At 64.9% G+C, this 16,294-nt stretch carries 12 protein-coding genes and 2 pseudogenes; 5 read left to right on the top strand and 9 right to left on the bottom strand.

What is annotated here, in order from left to right:
• Window positions 1-16: 16 nt before the first annotated feature.
• Window positions 17-415, bottom strand: coding sequence for a tyrosine-type recombinase/integrase (locus BLW84_RS50665; RefSeq protein WP_483880106.1), 399 nt, complete (start codon window positions 413-415; stop codon window positions 17-19).
• 216 nt (window positions 416-631) lie between these two features.
• Here BLW84_RS50665 and BLW84_RS33830 point away from each other — a divergent pair.
• A pseudogene (locus BLW84_RS33830) lies at window positions 632-1,195 on the top strand (IS5 family transposase); the annotation flags it as partial.
• Between the two features lie 121 nt (window positions 1,196-1,316).
• Here BLW84_RS33830 and BLW84_RS33835 read toward each other — a convergent pair.
• The 4 genes from BLW84_RS33835 to BLW84_RS33850 form a co-directional block, all read right to left on the bottom strand.
• Window positions 1,317-2,834, bottom strand: coding sequence for a tripartite tricarboxylate transporter permease (locus tag BLW84_RS33835; protein ID WP_093274010.1), 1,518 nt, complete (start codon window positions 2,832-2,834; stop codon window positions 1,317-1,319).
• A 5-nt stretch (window positions 2,835-2,839) separates the two neighbouring features.
• Complete coding sequence (locus tag BLW84_RS33840; protein ID WP_093273939.1) at window positions 2,840-3,331, bottom strand: tripartite tricarboxylate transporter TctB family protein; 492 nt, start codon at window positions 3,329-3,331, stop codon at window positions 2,840-2,842.
• Entirely contained in the window at window positions 3,328-4,248 is a 921-nt protein-coding gene (locus BLW84_RS33845) for a tripartite tricarboxylate transporter substrate binding protein (protein ID WP_177226836.1), read from the bottom strand. The genes BLW84_RS33840 and BLW84_RS33845 overlap by 4 nt, the downstream gene beginning before the upstream one ends.
• A 507-nt stretch (window positions 4,249-4,755) precedes the next feature.
• The gene (locus tag BLW84_RS33850) at window positions 4,756-5,331 is read right to left on the bottom strand and encodes a CGNR zinc finger domain-containing protein (RefSeq protein WP_093273944.1); all 576 of its coding nucleotides are present in this window, start codon (window positions 5,329-5,331) and stop codon (window positions 4,756-4,758) included.
• 82 nt (window positions 5,332-5,413) lie between these two features.
• Here BLW84_RS33850 and BLW84_RS33855 point away from each other — a divergent pair, with 82 nt between their 5' ends.
• Window positions 5,414-6,586, top strand: coding sequence for an epoxide hydrolase family protein (locus tag BLW84_RS33855; protein ID WP_093273947.1), 1,173 nt, complete (start codon window positions 5,414-5,416; stop codon window positions 6,584-6,586).
• A 10-nt stretch (window positions 6,587-6,596) separates the two neighbouring features.
• A complete protein-coding gene (locus BLW84_RS47900; RefSeq protein ID WP_177226833.1) occupies window positions 6,597-6,752 on the top strand; it encodes a hypothetical protein in 156 nt (51 codons plus the stop codon).
• Window positions 6,753-6,963: 211 nt separating this feature from the next.
• Here BLW84_RS47900 and aspA read toward each other — a convergent pair whose 3' ends face one another.
• From aspA to BLW84_RS33870, 3 genes are read right to left on the bottom strand one after another with little or no spacing between them, the layout of a single operon-like run.
• Window positions 6,964-8,412, bottom strand: a complete 1,449-nt coding sequence (gene aspA, locus BLW84_RS33860) for an aspartate ammonia-lyase (RefSeq protein WP_093273950.1) — start codon at window positions 8,410-8,412, stop codon at window positions 6,964-6,966.
• A gap of 29 nt (window positions 8,413-8,441) precedes the next feature.
• On the bottom strand, window positions 8,442-9,443 hold the full coding sequence (locus tag BLW84_RS33865) for an arginase family protein (protein ID WP_093273953.1): 1,002 nt from the start codon (window positions 9,441-9,443) through the stop codon (window positions 8,442-8,444).
• Window positions 9,444-9,486: 43 nt separating this feature from the next.
• Window positions 9,487-10,860, bottom strand: coding sequence for an MFS transporter (locus tag BLW84_RS33870; protein WP_245761569.1), 1,374 nt, complete (start codon window positions 10,858-10,860; stop codon window positions 9,487-9,489).
• A gap of 247 nt (window positions 10,861-11,107) precedes the next feature.
• Here BLW84_RS33870 and BLW84_RS33875 point away from each other — a divergent pair, with 247 nt between their 5' ends.
• Window positions 11,108-11,869, top strand: coding sequence for an FCD domain-containing protein (locus tag BLW84_RS33875; RefSeq protein WP_093273958.1), 762 nt, complete (start codon window positions 11,108-11,110; stop codon window positions 11,867-11,869).
• Between the two features lie 118 nt (window positions 11,870-11,987).
• Here the strand turns inward: BLW84_RS33875 and BLW84_RS33880 are convergent.
• A pseudogene (locus BLW84_RS33880) lies at window positions 11,988-12,349 on the bottom strand (DDE-type integrase/transposase/recombinase); the annotation flags it as partial.
• Between the two features lie 253 nt (window positions 12,350-12,602).
• On the opposite strand from BLW84_RS33880, the gene BLW84_RS33885 reads away from it, so the two are divergent.
• Window positions 12,603-16,256, top strand: coding sequence for a S8 family peptidase (locus BLW84_RS33885; protein ID WP_218157577.1), 3,654 nt, complete (start codon window positions 12,603-12,605; stop codon window positions 16,254-16,256).
• Window positions 16,257-16,294: the final 38 nt, after the last annotated feature.

The following is a 16,294-nucleotide window of genomic DNA, read 5'->3' on the forward strand; positions in this document are numbered from 1 at the left end:
TGAATAGGTGCAAGCGTCACCAACCGCTGTTCGCGGTCCAGGGGCGAATGCCTGCGATGTAATCGTGTTCCATTCGCTGGCGACGTCGCCCGCCCTGCCGAGCCCTGGCGGCTAATCGCCTCCCGCACCGGGTCTCGGCGCCTCGTGCTCGAGGAAACCAGGACCGCACTGCACCCCGTCCCCTTGGCCCCGGTGCAGGGGTGGAAGTAGATGACCTGGTCGTTGAGTGCGGTGGTGGAGATCGCGGAGAGCACTGTCTTGCTGCGGTGTGGGCCGAGGCGCCGTTGGTCTGGAGGCGGTGGAGGAAGCCGCGGATGTGGTCGGGCAGGATCTCGTTCATCCGCATTGGCCCGAACTCGGCCAGCAGGTACTTCTGGGTGACCTGTTGGTAGCCCTGGCGGGTGTTGAGTTCCATGACGTGGTTTGGGCAGCCATACCTCGGCGACGTAGCGGGCGAAGCGTTGACGTCCGCTTGCGAGGTTGACGAGCCGGGTGAAGGTGCCGGCGGAACGTTGTCGGCCGCGGAGGTCCCAGTAGTAGGCGGTGTAGCAGCGTCGCCGTATGGACAGGGCCTGCTCGACCGCCACGTGATCACCGGATCTTGGTCGGTCGACGGGCGTGATCATGATCTGTGATGGACGAGCTGTCGTTGCGGTTGGTGCCGGATGAGTTGTGGGGCCTGGTTGAACCGTTGGTTCCGCCGGCGAAGGAACGACCGCAGGGCGGATGGATGTCGCGTGTGGATGACCGGAAAGTGTTCACTGCGATCGTGTTCGTGCTGACCGGCGGATGCGCCTGGCCTCCCAGCGTCAGGGTGAAAGTCCCTACCGCGCACCGGCGCTTCAGTGAGTGGACCGAAGCGGATCTGTGGCGGCGACTGCACCAAGCTGTTCTCGACGAGTTCGGAAGCTGAGGGATGATCGACTGATCCCTGGCGATGCTGGATGGTGCATCGCTTCGCGGGAAAAGGGGGATCTGTAACCGGTTCGAACCGGGTCGATCGAGGCGGCGGCTCCAAGATCCACGCCCTGTCCGGCTGCTTGGGCATCCCGCTCGCGGTTGGTATTTCCGTGGCCAACACCCACGACAACGCAGCGCTCAAGCCGCTCGTGTTGGCCATTCCCGCGATCCGGTCCGGTGAAGGCCATGCCGCTTCCGTCGCGCGAAACTCCATGCGGACAAGGCATACGACGAACACGGCTACACATAACCCCCACTGAGATCACCTCAGTGGAAAGAACCCGGGACACATCAGAGCCTCCATCACCCCGGGACGGTTCACCTCAGCATCTGACGTCGTCGTGCGCCGTGTCCGTTCAACCTGTGCGCGCGACGGTGGACGATGGTGCCTGGGTTTGACGCTTCTTGGCTGCGAGCCACATGCCCGTGATGAGGACGGCTACGAACAGCGTGCAGAGGACGAGTGAGACGGGGCGGGTCACGAAGATCGTGGGGTCCCCATCGGACATGGTGAGCGAGCTCCGCAGGTTGGATTCCAGGGTGCCGCCGAGGATCGCGGACAGCACGAGGGGGCCTGGTTCGAAGCTGGTCTTGCGCATGGCGTAGCCGAGGAGTCCGGCGACCACAGCGACGACCATGTCGAAGGTGCTGTTGTTCAGTGAGTAGACGCCGACCATGGTGACCATGACGGTCACGGCGCTGATCACGCTCATGCGGATCTTCAGCAACTGCACGAATGCGCCGACCAGTGGGATGTTGAGCACCAGCAGCATCAGGTTGCCGATGAACATGGAGGCCATGATCCCCCAGAACACGTCCGGGTGTTCGCTGACGAGCGTGGGTCCAGGTGTGATGCCTTGTAGCAGCAGGGCGCCGAACATCAGGGCCATCACGCTGCCGGTGGGCAGGCCTAAGGTGAGCAGGGGCAGGAAACTGGCCGTCGAACCGGCGTTGTTCGCCGTTTCAGGTCCGGCGACTCCTTCGATGGCACCGTTGCCGAATCGGGTCGGGTCCTTTGCGCGGCGGCGTTCGACGGCGTAGGACGTCATCGAGGAGAGCACGCTGCCACCACCGGGAACCAGACCGAGCACTGAGCCGATGAGGGTGCCGCGTGCGATGGGCCCCGCAGAGGCGCGCAGGTCCTGGCTGCTTGGCCACACCTTGCCGGTCTTGGCGGCCAGCGGTTTCTGGTTGGAGCCGTGGTGGAGGTTGTGGAGGACTTCGCCGATGCCGAACATGCCCATGGCGATGGCGACGACTTCAAGGCCGCCGAGCAGGTCCAGGGAGCCGAAGGTGAACCGTGCTACGCCGTCGACGGGATCCTGGCCCACCGTCCCGATGAGCAGCCCGAGCCCGAGCATCGCGAGTGCTTTAATCAGCGATCCTCGCGCGATGGCCAATACCAGCAGGAGGCCCAGCAGTGCCACTGCGAACAGTTCAGGTGGTCCGAACTTGCCGGCGAGTGCGGCCAGTGGCGCCGCTATGGCGACGAGCATGACCGTGGCCACGACTCCGCCGACGAACGACCCGATCGCTGCGGTCCCGAGCGCTGTGCCGGCACGTCCTTGCCGGGCCATCTCGTAGCCGTCGAAAGTGGTGACGATCGAGGCGACCTCACCTGGAACTCGGACGAGCACGGCTGTGATGGTTCCGCCGTACATCGCACCGTAGTAGATCCCGGCGAGCAGGATGATCGCGCCGGATGGTTCGAGTGCGTAGGTGACCGGTAACAGCATCGCGATGGTCGCTGTCGGCCCCAAACCTGGGAGGACACCGATCACCATGCCAATGACGACGCCGAGCAGCACCATCAGGAGGTTCGTGCCGCTGAGCGCGACGCCGAACCCGTTGAGCAGTCCATCGAGCTGGGGCATCGCGATCACCTCGGGAGGAAGGCGTCGACGGGCAACGGCACGTCGAGCAGCTTGACGAACACGACGTAGATCACCAGGCCGACGCCAGTCGGCACCAACGCCGAAACGAGCCAGGATTCCTTGGCGAGGAAACGGAGCCAGACCATCCCGGTCACGACGCATGAGGTGACGATCCCGGTTGCCTTCAGCAGTGCGATGAACGCGGCGAGCAGGAGCACGCCCCACAGGATCAGGTGGAATTCGGCACGGCTGATGTGCTCGACCGTCCGAAGAGGACGTTTGAACAACATGGCCGCGGATGTCGCCACGAGGAGGATTCCGGCGAACACCGGCCACAGGCCAGGCCCTGCAGGTTCGCCGTTGCGCTGTTCCAGCAGGATGCCACTGATCGCCGCCGCAACTCCAATGGCCAACAGCGCGACGCTCGGCACGACGCTGGTCCTTGAAGGTCCTCGGCGCTCGTCCGCATTCTCCGGTGCCTGTTTCTTCGTCGTCATCGCCGCACCAGGTCAACGAGCGCTTTCTCAGTCTCAGCCAGCAGTTCGGCGACGTGCGGGCCGTCCAGGTCGGGGTCGGGGGAGTTGTCGCCCACCACGGAGAGGACCTGTTCGTCGGTGGTGCAGGTGGTCAGCGTCCGGCTGAGCTTGTCGAGCACCATCGGGTGGGTGCGGGAAGGGGCAGCCCAGTACGTCACGATCCCCGGTCCTGGGAGTTGTCCTGCCCCGTATCCCAGTTCGGCCAGGGTTGGTACTTCGGCGAGGTAATCGGGTCGGTGGTCGGCGGTCACTGCGAGTACTCGGACCTCTCCGGAGCGGATCGCCTTCACGACGGGCTTTCCGCTGGGTGCGACTAGGAGGTCGTAGTCGCCGTGGGCGAGCCCGCGTTGACCTTCGCCGAGGCTGCCGTAAGCGATCTGGTCCGCCTTGAGCCCGTAGTTGTCCACTAGTCCCTTGACGTTGAGGCCCGAGGATGTCGCCGGCCCCGAGGTTGCGACCACTACGTGATCGTCGGCGCTGATGAGCTGGCTCAGCGAGGTGATCGGACTGGTCGGGGAGACGAGGAGGACCGACGGAGTGGTGCTCGTGGCGCCAATCGGCACCAGTGATTTCGCGTTGTAACCGGCGTCCGGGGTGAGCATCGGAGCGATCACACCGGTGCTGGTGGTGGCCTGCGCCAGCGTGTAGCCGTCGGGTTTGGCGCGGATGACTTCGTTCATGCCGATCGTGCCGTTGCCGCCGCCGCGGTTTTCCACCAGAACAGACTGACCAAGTTTCGTTTCGACGCACTTGCCGTAGAGCCTGGCCAAGGTGTCATTCGACGATCCCGCTGGAAACGGGCTGATGAGTCGAATGCTGCGGCTTGGGTAGTCCTCCGGGTTCCCGGTGGATTCTTGCGCACATGCGGCCAACAGCATCGCAGCTGCACCGACCGCCAGCGCCGTTGCTGGCCTGCTCATGATGTCCTCTCGAAGACTGGAGATCCTGACCGCGGATCGTTCATGCCGGGATTCGTATGCCGAGAGTGCGCGAGCAGTGTTGTCAGGCGAGTCGAAGGAAGTCAACTATCGCGGCGATACCCTGCCGATCGCCGATGAACAAGATCGGCGATCACGATGTGAGCCGCACCGGATTTCCTTCGGTTTCTCTGTTCTCGCAGCGAGCTGTCTCTTGTGGACTGTGTTTTGGGAACAAGGGGTCGCAGGTCCAAATCCTGTCGTCCCAACAGAGTGACAGGCCCGCTGACCAGTACGTGAGTGCTGGTCAGCGGGACTTTTGAACGTCGCCGATCGGTAAACGTAGACGTACTGATCGAGGACGATGACCGAAGGCGACGGATGGCTCTCAGTGGTGCCGTTGGGGTGCACCCGACGCGACAGATGTGTCGCAGGCGTGGGGCCCACTTGGATGTACCGAGGTAACGATCACTCCGCTGATCTGGGGTTTTTGCGCTGGTTGGCCCTGAAGCGCGCTTTCTTCTGACGATTCCCGCACGTGTTCATGTCACACCATTTGCGGGTGCGACTTTGGCTGGTGTCGAAGAAGGCGGCTTGGCAGGTTGGTGATGCGCACAGGGCCAATTTTCCGTCTCGTTCGCCTGCGATGATGCTGATCGCGTCGGCGGCGATCACGCTGAGGGCATCCTCCACGCAGGAAGCCGAGCTGAGCCGCCATCGCCGCTTGCCCTCGGGCGTCAGGATAGCCGCGGCCCGACCCTGAGCGCTGCAGTCATTGATGACTTGGACAGCGGACGCAGGGAGAGCGTCCTGGATCGCGGCCGCTGTCGCGGCGGCGTGAATCGACTCCCTCAGTTCCCGGGCGAGGTCGAGCTGGGCAGTGGTGCAGGAGTCCACGGCGAGGCCGCTCACTGCCAGCCAGTCGATGAGTCGGTGCGGCGTGGGAATGCGCTCCACAGCGTCGCCACGACGCTCCGTCAGTGTCGCCGTGAAGCTGGTCGCTAGCACGTTACCGAGGCGAAAGTCGGGGAACTCGGCACGCATGGAACCACCTTAGCAGGTTGCACGAAGGCAAGGAGGTCTGCTAGAACCGTCTAAGCCGGTTCCACGATGGCCAGGAGGTCTCATGCCCCGTCTGACCAGCGACGTGCAAGCATTTGAAGCCCGCGCAACTGACGCTGACCTCGACGATCTGCGCGCGCGACTGGCCGCCGCGCGGCTGCCGGAGGCTGAGACGGTCTATCGCGCCGCGCCCGACCCTCGCCGATGGGAACAGGGCGTTCCTCTCGCCGACCTCGTCGATGTCGTGAACTACTGGCGCACCGGGTACAACTGGCGGTCGTTCGAAGAGCGCCTCAACCGCATCGGCCAGTTCCGCACGACCATTGATGATCTGGGAATCCACTTCTTGCACCGCCGATCCGCGCGCGCAGATGCCACTCCGCTGATCTTGACGCACGGCTGGCCGGGCAGCATTGCTGAGTTCATCGATGTAGTAGACGAGCTAGCAGATCCGAAAGATGCAGACGCGCCGGCGTTCCACGTCGTGGTCCCGTCGCTACCAGGCTTTGGTTACAGCGACAAGCCGGCCACCACCGGGTGGGGAACCGAAAAGATCGCGGCCGCATGGGTGGAACTGATGGGAAGGCTCGGCTACAGCAAGTTCGCAGCCCACGGCGGCGACTGGGGAGGTAATATCACCACGGTTCTCGGCGGCAGGTTCCCGGCGCACGTTCTCGGCATCCACACAACGTTCGCGGAGGGACCGCCCGGGTTGACAACGGACGGGCTGACGGCGGTCGAGCGCAAGTGGGCCGAGGAAACCCGCGATTTCTGGCGCCACCGCGCGGCGTACGCGAAGCAGCAGGCGACCCGACCGCAGACCATCGGCTATTCGCTCGTCGACTCACCGGTCGGGCTTCTTGCCTGGATCCTTGACAAGTTCGCCGAGTGGACAGACACCGAAGATAGCCCGTTCGAGACGATTTCCAGAGACCGCGTTCTTGACGACGTCACCCTGTATTGGCTGACGCGGACCGGCGCATCGTCGGCCCGCATCTACTACGAAAGCCACAACTCGCTGGATCCCGAACTCCGGGTCGACGTCCCGGCAGCGATCAGCATGTATCCCCGCGACATCGAGAAGTGTCCGCGCGCCTGGGCACAGGAGCGGTACCGGCAGATCGTCCGATGGAGGTCTCCCGAAATCGGGGGACATTTCCCGTCGCTGGAGGTTCCCGAGTATTTCGTCAAAGATCTGCAAGAGGGCCTCGCGGCAGTGCTGGCCGCTAATCGGTGAACGCGGCTGGGTGCCGGCGCTCGATCACCGCCTGATCCGGCTCAAGGCGTTGCCCGACGGCTTCCAGACCGAGTTCGTCGAGACGGCAGAACGTGGTCGGACAGGGCGCGGCGAAGATGGCGTGGAGCATGTCGAGATCTTTCGGATGGCAGACCTCGACGCCTAGCCGCCAACACCCCCGACTACACCCTCAACTGCGAAGAGCCTTTGCGGCACATTGTGGATCTTGCCGGATCGCTTCGGTGGTCGACTCATCGTCGTGACCATGCCGCGACGATACGGCGGATCGTCGTCGACCTAATTGATCATTGCGGACGGGCCTTGGTCAGCGTCCTCGACATGGTCGAGGCGATCGCCCCGCCCTGGCGGGTCCGGGTTTAGGCGACGGGACTGGTGCTACGGCTCGACTGGCCGGTGAGGTTCTCCGGGCGCAGCAAGTCGTCCAGCTGATGTCGGTCCAGTTGGCCGTGTCGCAACACGAGGTCGTACACGCTCTCCCCGGATTCCAGGGCTTGTTGCGCGATCCTGGTCGCCACGTCGTATCCGAGGATGGGATTCAAGACCGTGACTAGGCCGATCGAGTATTCGACCGTTCGGCGGAGATGTTCGCGATTGGCGCTAATGCCGCATATGCAGCGATCGGCCAGTGTTTGGCAGGCGACGGCGAGATGTTCGATGCTCTGGAAGAGGCTGTGCATGATGATCGGTTCGAATGCGTTGAGCTGCAGCTGGCCACCTTCGGCAGCGAGGCTGATGGTGACGTCGTTTCCGATGACCTCGTAGGCGATCTGGTTGACGACTTCGGGGATTACCGGGTTCACCTTGCCGGGCATGATGCTGGACCCGGCCTGGACCGGTGGCAGGCTGATCTCGGTGAGTCCGGCGCGTGGACCGGACGACAGCAGTCGAAGGTCGTTGCAGATTTTGGAGAGCTTGACCGAGACTCGCTTGAGCACACCGGAGAGCTGGACGAAGGCGCCGGCGTCTTGTGTTGCCTCGACCAGGTCGGCCGCAGTCACGAGATCGATCCCGGTGGCGGCGGCCAAGTGGTCACGTACCCGACGGGCATATTCCGGAGGGGCCGTGATGCCAGTCCCGATCGCAGTTGCGCCCAGGTTGATTTCCCGAATCAGCGTGCGAGCCTCGGCTACCCGGTCGATGTCCTCGCTGAGCATGACCGCGTACGTTGCGAACTCCTGGCCCAAGGTCATCGGCACGGCGTCCTGCAGTTGGGTGCGCCCCATCTTGAGCACGTCGGCGAACTCATCAGCCTTGTCCGCGAAGGCTTGCCGTAGGACGGTCATGCTGTCAAGCAGTCGCCCGATCGCGAAGTAGGCTGCCACCTTGATCGCGGTGGGGTACACGTCGTTGGTGCTTTGGCTTCGGTTCACGTCCTCGAGGGGATGCAGGTACGCGTACTCCCCGCGCTGATGCCCTAGCTTTTCCAGCGCGCGGTTGGCAATGACCTCATTGGCGTTCATGTTTGTGGAGGTTCCCGCGCCGCCCTGGATGACGTCGACCACGAACTGGTCGTGGAACTGGCCGGTCCGGATCTCGTCACAGGCGTCGCTGATCGCCTTGGCCTTATCAGCGGCAAGCACACCGAGGTCGGAGTTAGCGCGAGCCGCGGCCTGCTTGACGCATGCGAGCGCGACCACCAGATCTGGGTAAGTCGAGATCGGAATGCGGCTGATGGCAAAGTTCTCGCACGCTCGCAGCGTGTGCACGCCCCAGTACGCCGATGCCGGTACGGCGCGGTCGCCGATCAGGTCGTGTTCGAGTCGGGTGGCACCGGTCTCGGATCGCGAGGGGTCGAGGGCGGTCACGGGAACCTCCAGGGTTGGTGGCAGCGGCCTCAGCGAGCCAGCGGTTCTTCGTGCGTTCGGTCGTTGCGCTGCAGGTATGGCGCACTGTCGGCGACCCGTGCCATGAACTCCAAAGCGAGTTGAGCCCCGAGTAGCGACGTGTTGTTGGAACGTACGTCGATCATCGGGTTTATCTCGACGATGTCGAATCCGATGACGTTGGTGTGCCGGGCGATCGCAAAGAGGGTCTGCTTGAGCTCCTCGTAGGCGAACCCATCAGGTTCGGCAGACGCGCAGCCCGGAACGAGCGGCATATCCAGCACATCGATGTCCATGCTGACGTAAACCGCGGCACCGGACGGAATCTTGTCCAGCACCCGCTCCATACCGTGCCTCCGGAACTGCTTCATCGTGATCACGTCGTTGCCGTTGCGCTTGGCGTCTGACAGGTCGTCCTGGCTCATCCGCATGCTCCGCATCCCGACCTGAACCATCTGACCGACGTGCGGCAGTGACGACATCTTCCGGATGGGGCTGCCGTTGCCGTACTCGGCGCCGTGCACGAACGGGCGGAAGTCGAGGTGCGCATCGAAATGCAGCAGGACGACCGGCTGCTCATACGCCCGGACCACCCCCCAGGAGATCGCGTGGTCACCACCGAACACCACGGGCAGCGCGCCGGCATCGAGGATCTTGCGCACAGACCGCGTGACGTTGTTCATGGTCTGCTCGGGGTTGGTGTACACGACATCGACATCGCCGCAGTCGACGATTCGGTTGTTCTTGGTCTCGTGGACCAAGTAGCGGCGGTCCTCGTCGAGATCGTAGTAACCGCCATGCCGCTGGGTCGGACCGTACTCGGCATAACGCACCGACATCTCCCGGATCTGGCGCGGTGCCATGCGTGCTCCGGGGTACCACGGTGATCCCTCATCGCTGGGCACGCCCAGGATCGCGATATCGGCGTCGAGTTCGTCGAGGTCGGTAGCGATCGGAGCGCGCAGGTAAGAAGGGATGCCGACGAATGGCAGGTTGAGCTTGGGCTCGGACATGCTTGATATTCCTTAGATTGTCGAGTGGATTAGTTGCTGATGGTCAGGGCGCTGTTGCCGTAGTAGAGCTTTTGACCTCGAGCGGCGCGATCTCGCCGACGACGAAGATGTACACAAGGCAGCCGAGCAGCGCGACCGCACCAGCGACGATCAGTCCGATGACGAACGACCCGGTCGATCCGTAGATCAGCCCGATCAGGACGGGACTCACGACCCCGGCCAGGTTGGACACCGCGTTCTGGATGCCTTGGATCGAGGACGCCCACGAGCGAGCAGCTCGTGGTGCGATATCCGCTGGCAGCGTGACGATGCTCGACGTCGCGAAGGTGACACCCCCGAATGACACGGAGAGCAGCAGAAGCGCCACCGTGCTGCTCTCCACCACGGCTGCGAGGCCGATCAGCGAAGACACGAGCATTCCCCCGACAATGCAGGACTTACGGGCGAAGGTCAGCGAGTGCCCGCGACGCACGAGTGCGTCCGATGCCCAGCCGCCGACGAAGTTCCCGATGAAAGCCACGATCGCAGGAACTGTGCCGAGCAAGCCCAGTTTGAGGAGCGAGAACCCGCGTTCATCAACCAGGTACGAGGGGAACCACGTGATGAAGAAGTAGATGACGAAGGACTGGCAGGAGAACCCGAGCGCCATTCCCCACACCGTGCGGTAGCGGAAGAGGTCGCGCCAGCGTAGTTGCGGCGCGTTCTGGTCAGGATCGGTGTCGGCGGCCGTGTGCTGGAACTGCCCGGCCTCGATGTGGGCCAACTCGGCGGCGTTCACTTTGGGGTGCCGGCGCGGGTCGCGGTACATCTTCAGCCAGAACGCGACCCAGATCAATCCCAGCAGGCCGGTCACGAGAAACGAGCCACGCCAGCCCAGCCACGCGATCAACGCCGTGACCAGAGGTGTCGCGAGCAATGTGCCGCCGCGCGCACCGCTGTCGTAGATACCGGATGCCGTGCCGCGCTCGTGGCTGGGGAACCACCGCTCGACCAACTTCGTGCACGCGGGGAAGGCGGCGGCCTCACCAACTCCGAGCATCATCCGGAGTCCGATGAGCGAACCCGCACCGCGGACGAACATGGTCGCCGCCGTGCACACGGACCACCATGCCACGGCTGCGGCGTACATGATCCGACTGCCGAATCGGTCGACCATCCATCCCATCGGGATCTGGAAAAGGGAGTAGGTCCAGAAGAAGGAGCCCAAGATCAACCCGGTCAGCGCGGGATCGATGTTCAGTTCCTTGGTCATGTACGGCATGGCGACCGACAAGTTCGCCCTGTCGACGTAAGCAATGGTCAAACCGGCGAATGCCAGCCACGCCATCACCCATCTGACTCGTGTGCGCCGCTGGCTTCGTTGCTCCGCGGCCGCTTTCGCAGTCATGTTCGATTGCCCTTCGCGCTCAGCAGACAAGGGACACCTCGGGGTCTCCGGGAGGTCGGCGGTTAATCCAGCTTCGAGGCTCGTAGGCCGTGGGGTCATCGACCGATCGCCGGCGACTGGAGCGCCACGCAGCAAGAGTGCATCTTCGGCAGATGCCTGTCAATATTGACAGGCCACTGTCGTTAGTGATCGCGATGCGGAAGATTTGACAGAACGAGGCCGATCGCTCGATCATGTGGGCACGAGACTTCTGCCTACGAAGGAGCACGACCGACCCATGCCGCGCTGGCTAGACGACGGAGTGGCCGACGCGATCCTGACCGCCATCGACGAAGCCGACGGACCGGTCGGGGCACGACAGGTCCGCATCGGACTCGCCGGACGGGGGCACCAACTCTCGGAGTCGAGCATCGCCCGCCGGCTACGGGATCTCGATGCCCAAGGCCTCACCCAACCGGTCGGGTCTAAAGGTCGGACTGTGACCGCCCGCGGCGCGGAAGTCGTTCGTCGTTCCCGCCGCACCGCCAGTGGAGCCGACCTTGCGGCCGCCACCGAGATCAAAACAGCCGAGGATCTACTGAACCTGCTCAGGGCACGCCGAGCAATCGAGCCGGAAGCCCTGCGCGACGCCACCCGGAACACCACGCCAGCTCACGTCGAGCAGTTGCGCGGGATCGTTGAAGCACATCGTCAACAGCTGGCAGCCAGCGAGGCAGTCCCTCGCGATGTCGCGCTGCGCTTTCATCGTGAGGCGACGACACCAACGCAGAACCCGCTCGTGCAAGCGATGCTGAGAATCGTCCTCGACAACACCCTCGATCGCGTCGAAGAAGCACTCGACGTCATCCTTGAAGCCCACCACCACGCTGACATCAGCGTCTCCGAGCACGAGGCAATAGTCGATGCCATCGCAGACGGCGACGAAGAACGTGCAAGCGAGCTGATGCGCGCGCACCTCGACCGACTACTCAACGAGGTGGAGAAGTTCCTCGTCATGCACGACTCAGGCCTGGTCGAACGCATGCTCCGGCGCCGCTGAACCAAGAACTCCGATCGGCACCTCCGTTACGTTTTCGGCTCTGATCAAGAATCCTGATCGGTGTCAAGCCCCTCAAACCGTAGAGACCTGAGTTGTGGGGATCTTGAGGTTTGTGATCGCGTCGCGCGCTGCGGCGGGTCTCGATCCAGGACACGATCGCCAGATGCAGTTCCTCGCGGGTGCGCCACCGCCTGGTGTCGAGAACGTTCTTTTGCAGCAAGGAAAGAGCGATTCCATCGCGGCGTTGTCCCCACACGCGCCGACCCTGCCCATGGATCCGGCCAGCTGGTGGCGGCGCAGTAGTCGCCGGAACTTCTTCGACCGGAACTGGCTACCGCGATCCGAGCGGACGATCATGCCGCGCGGGTTCCGGAGTGCGATGGCGTTGCGTAACGCCGCGACGGCGAGTGAGGACTTCATCCGGTGGCTGATCGAGTAGCCGACGATGCGGTTGGAGTAGCAGTTCTTGACCGCACACAAGGGATCCGGGTTTTTCACGGAGGTCGCGAGTATCCCGATGGGCGTGTCGTGCGGTATCGCCAAGATCAGGTACTGGCCGGCGTGACATCACCTCGGGTGGCCGCTGTCCACGGCGGGCGGGCTTCTTCATGTGGCGAATGCGTGCCTTGGCGGAACTCCGCCATCGTCAGCCGATCATCCGGCCGGATCGCGATGTTAGAACACCCGCATGTCATCTTCCTCACGGCCCATTTCGTCCTGTACAAGGCGGCGATTGATCGCCGCGGCAGCAACGGCCGTACTGATCGCGACCGGATTCACCACGGTCCAGATGCCGGTGGCGGCGGCCGACCCGCCGACGGCCGCCAAGGCCGCAGCCCCCTACAAGCAGACCGTCACTCTGATCACCGGCGACGTGGTCACCGTCACCACTTCCGGCGACGGCGCGGAGACGGTTGACGTCGACCGGCCGGACGACGCTACCGGCGGCGTGCACGTCCAGGAGAGCGGCGGCGATCTGTACGTCCTGCCAGACGAGGCGATGCCGTTGCTGGCCGCCGACGAACTGGACCGACGGCTGTTCAACGTCACCGACCTCATCGAGATGGGGTATGACGACGCGAAGGCCCCGAGTGTGCCACTGATCAGCACCTACGCACCGGTCCGGACCGCCGAGCCGGTCACGCCGAAGGGTGCGAAGCTGGTCCGCGACCTGCGCGGGGTCGGTGCCGCAGCGCTGGCGGTGGACAAGAAGCAGACCCGCGCCTTCTGGACCAGCGTCGCGCCGGTCGCCACCGGCTCCAAGCCGGCGCTCGGCAGCGGAATCGCGAAGCTCTGGCTGGACGGCCGGGTCACCGCCAACCTCAAGGAGAGCGTGCCGCAGATCGGCGCGCCGGAGGCGTGGGCCGCCGGCTACGACGGCAGCGGTGTCAAGGTCGCGGTGCTGGACACCGGGATCGACGCCAGCCACCCTGACCTGGTCAACCAGATCGACGACAAGGTCAGTTTCGCGCCGGACGAGGACACCTCCGACGTCAATGGGCACGGCACCCACGTGGCCTCGACGATCGTGGGCACCGGCGCGGCCTCCGACGGCACGTACAAGGGTGTCGCGCCCGGCGCGGATCTCATCGTCGGCAAGGTCCTCAGCAACGACGGTTTCGGCCAGGACTCCTGGGTGCTCGCAGGCATGCAGTGGGCAGCCGAATCCGGGGCGGACGTGGTCAGCATGAGCCTGAGCGACCCGACGCTCTCCGACGGGACCGACCCGATGGCGGTCGCGGTGGACACGCTGTCCGCGCAGTACGGCACGCTGTTCGTCATCGCCTCCGGCAACGCCGGGCCGCAGAGCATCGGCACGCCCAGCTCGGCCGCCAGCGCGCTGACTGTCGGCGCGGTCGACAAGCAGGACCGGTTGGCGGGCTTCTCCAGCACCGGTCCGCTGGTGCGCAGCGGCGCGCTCAAGCCGGACATCACCGCCCCCGGCGTCGACATCACCGCCGCCCGCTCGCAGCAGATGACCACCGGCACCGGCCCGTACCGGACCATCAGCGGCACCTCGATGGCCACCCCGCACGTGTCGGGCGCAGCAGCGATCCTGGCCCAGCGGCACCCGGACTGGTCCGGCGCGCAGCTCAAGGAAGCGCTTATGAGCAGTGCGAAGGGTCTGGACGCCAGCTACACGGCGTACGCGGTGGGCACCGGCCGGGTCGACGTCGCCGCCGCCGTACGCGAGAACGTCCGGGCGACCGGCTCGGTCTTCTTCGGCAACTTCGACTGGCCGCACGAGCCCACCGACGCCCCGGTGACCAAGCCGGTGACGTTCACCAACTCGGGCAGCGACGCCGTGACCCTGAACCTCGCCACCACCGGTTCGGGCCCGTTCTCGCTGGGCGCCGACTCCGTGACGGTGCCCGCCGGCGGGAGCGTCGACGTTCCCGTCACCGGTGATCCGACCAAGCCCGGCACCGGCCAGTTCACCGGCTACCTCGTCGGCACCGACGCCGCCACGGGTAAGGCGGTCACGCGTACCTCGCTCGGTTTACTCAAGGAGGACGAGCGCTTCGACCTGAAGATCAGGCTCATCGGCCGGGACGGCAAGCCCGCCACCTCGACGGTCGTGGTCAAGAAGGACGATGGGTCCGACCCGTTCATCTACACCATCACCGGTGAGATGACGCTGCGGATGCCGCCGGGCACCTACACCGTCGATTCGTCGCTGGACGTCCCGGGCGAGCGGCCCGACTCGCTCGGCCGCGCCCTGCTGGTGGCCCCGGAGACCGTCCTCGCCAACTCCGGAGCCGAAGTGGTGCTGGACGCGAGCAAGGCGCGCTTGCTGGACACCACCGCCCCGCAGCGGAGCGAGGACCGGCAGCGCAAGCTCGACTACACAGTCAATTTCGCCAACGGCGACAGCTACCGCAACGGGTTCATCGTGCCGGTGAAGTACGACGACCTCTACGTCACCCCGACCAAGCAGCTCAGCCACGGATCGTTCACGATGGTCACCCGGTGGCGCAAGGGCGAGCCGCACCTGAGCGTGGACGTCCCCGGCCTGCCGCCCGTGGACGTCACGGTCCAGCCGGGCAGCACATTCGCCGCCGGCAACGACACCCTGCCTGCGGTCTACGCGGGCACCGGTGCAGCCGACGAGTACGCCACGCTCGACGCGAAGGGCAAGGCCGCGGTGGTCACCCGCAGCGATGCGGTCAGCGCCCAGGATCGTGCCGCCGCCGCCGTGGCCGCCGGGGCGAAGCTCCTGCTGGTGGTCAACGACGGCGTCGGCGTGCTCAACGAGTCCGTTGGCCAGTCGCCGATCCCCGTCGCCACCGTGCACCGCGACGCCGGAGCGCAACTGATCGACCTGGCCAAGACCGGCACGCTGAAGCTGATCACCAACCAGGTCCCGTACGCGGGCTACGTCTACGACCTGACCCGCGACTACACCGGCCAGGTACCGGACAAGGCGCTCATGTACCACCCGAGCCAGCAGGATCTCGCCCGGATCGACGCGGGCTACAACAACATCACGAAGCCGATGGAGGGCGGCGGCTACCGCTTCGACCTGACCTTCGTCCCGTCGATCGGCTTCTCGGAACGGGAGTGGCACCCCGGCACCCGCACCGAGTGGGTCACCCCGGATCAGGTCTGGAGCGAGTCGCACGTTCAGGGCACCTGGACGGACGTGGCCAACCGCTACGCGTACGCCAAGGGCACCACCACCCGGCTGGACTGGTTCGCCCCCGCGATCCGGCCGGCGTTCAACCGGGCGTTCGCGGTGCAGAACAGCCGCTGGGGCGACTTCATGACCATCAACGTGCAGGCGTGGAGCCCGTCGGCCGACGAGCTGGAGCACGGCGGATACCTGGACTACGGTTCGGTGCCGGTCAACATGAAGCTCTACCAGGGCGACCAGCTGCTGTACGAGAAGAAGAACTCGTCCGACCTGCAGTGGAAGTCGGTGCCGACTGGGACGCTGCCCTACCACCTGGTGCTGGACGCGTCCCGCCCGGCCGAACAGTGGCGGCTGTCGACCCGTACGCACACCGAGTGGGACTTCGTCTCCAGCACCAACGATGCGGACTTCTTCGAGCCGTTCGCGCTGCTGCAGATGGAGTACCGTCTCGACACCGACCTGCACGGTGACGTGAAGGCGGGCACCACCGAGGAAATCCGCGTCAAGCCGATTCCCCAGGCCGGCGGCGGCCCCAGCACCGGCAACGTCACCTCAACGACGCTGGAGGTGTCGTACGACGACGGCGCCACCTGGCAGCAGGTGACCTTGAACAAGGGCGCCGACGACTGGTGGAACGGCGAGCTAAAGCTGGCGAAGCAGCCGGGCGGCTTCGTGTCGGTCCGAGCCACCGGTACGACCGACGCCGGCTTCAGCATCAATCAGGAGATCATCCGGGCCTACGGCCTTCGATGAGACCGTTCGAAGGGCCCCGGGGCGGCGACGTTCCGGGG

Origin of the sequence: Saccharopolyspora shandongensis (assembly GCF_900106995.1) — a bacterium.
Lineage (GTDB): Bacteria > Actinomycetota > Actinomycetes > Mycobacteriales > Pseudonocardiaceae > Saccharopolyspora > Saccharopolyspora shandongensis.

Coding starts and splice junctions, on each gene's coding strand:
- BLW84_RS33875 (WP_093273958.1), top strand. CDS start 11,108: ATGCCGCGCTGGCTAGACGACGGAGTGGCCGACGCGATCCTGACCGCC.
- BLW84_RS33855 (WP_093273947.1), top strand. CDS start 5,414: ATGCCCCGTCTGACCAGCGACGTGCAAGCATTTGAAGCCCGCGCAACT.
- BLW84_RS33835 (WP_093274010.1), bottom strand. CDS start 2,834: ATGCCCCAGCTCGATGGACTGCTCAACGGGTTCGGCGTCGCGCTCAGC.
- BLW84_RS50665 (WP_483880106.1), bottom strand. CDS start 415: ATGGAACTCAACACCCGCCAGGGCTACCAACAGGTCACCCAGAAGTAC.
- BLW84_RS33845 (WP_177226836.1), bottom strand. CDS start 4,248: ATGCTGTTGGCCGCATGTGCGCAAGAATCCACCGGGAACCCGGAGGAC.
- BLW84_RS33865 (WP_093273953.1), bottom strand. CDS start 9,443: ATGTCCGAGCCCAAGCTCAACCTGCCATTCGTCGGCATCCCTTCTTAC.
- BLW84_RS33840 (WP_093273939.1), bottom strand. CDS start 3,331: ATGACGACGAAGAAACAGGCACCGGAGAATGCGGACGAGCGCCGAGGA.
- BLW84_RS33850 (WP_093273944.1), bottom strand. CDS start 5,331: ATGCGTGCCGAGTTCCCCGACTTTCGCCTCGGTAACGTGCTAGCGACC.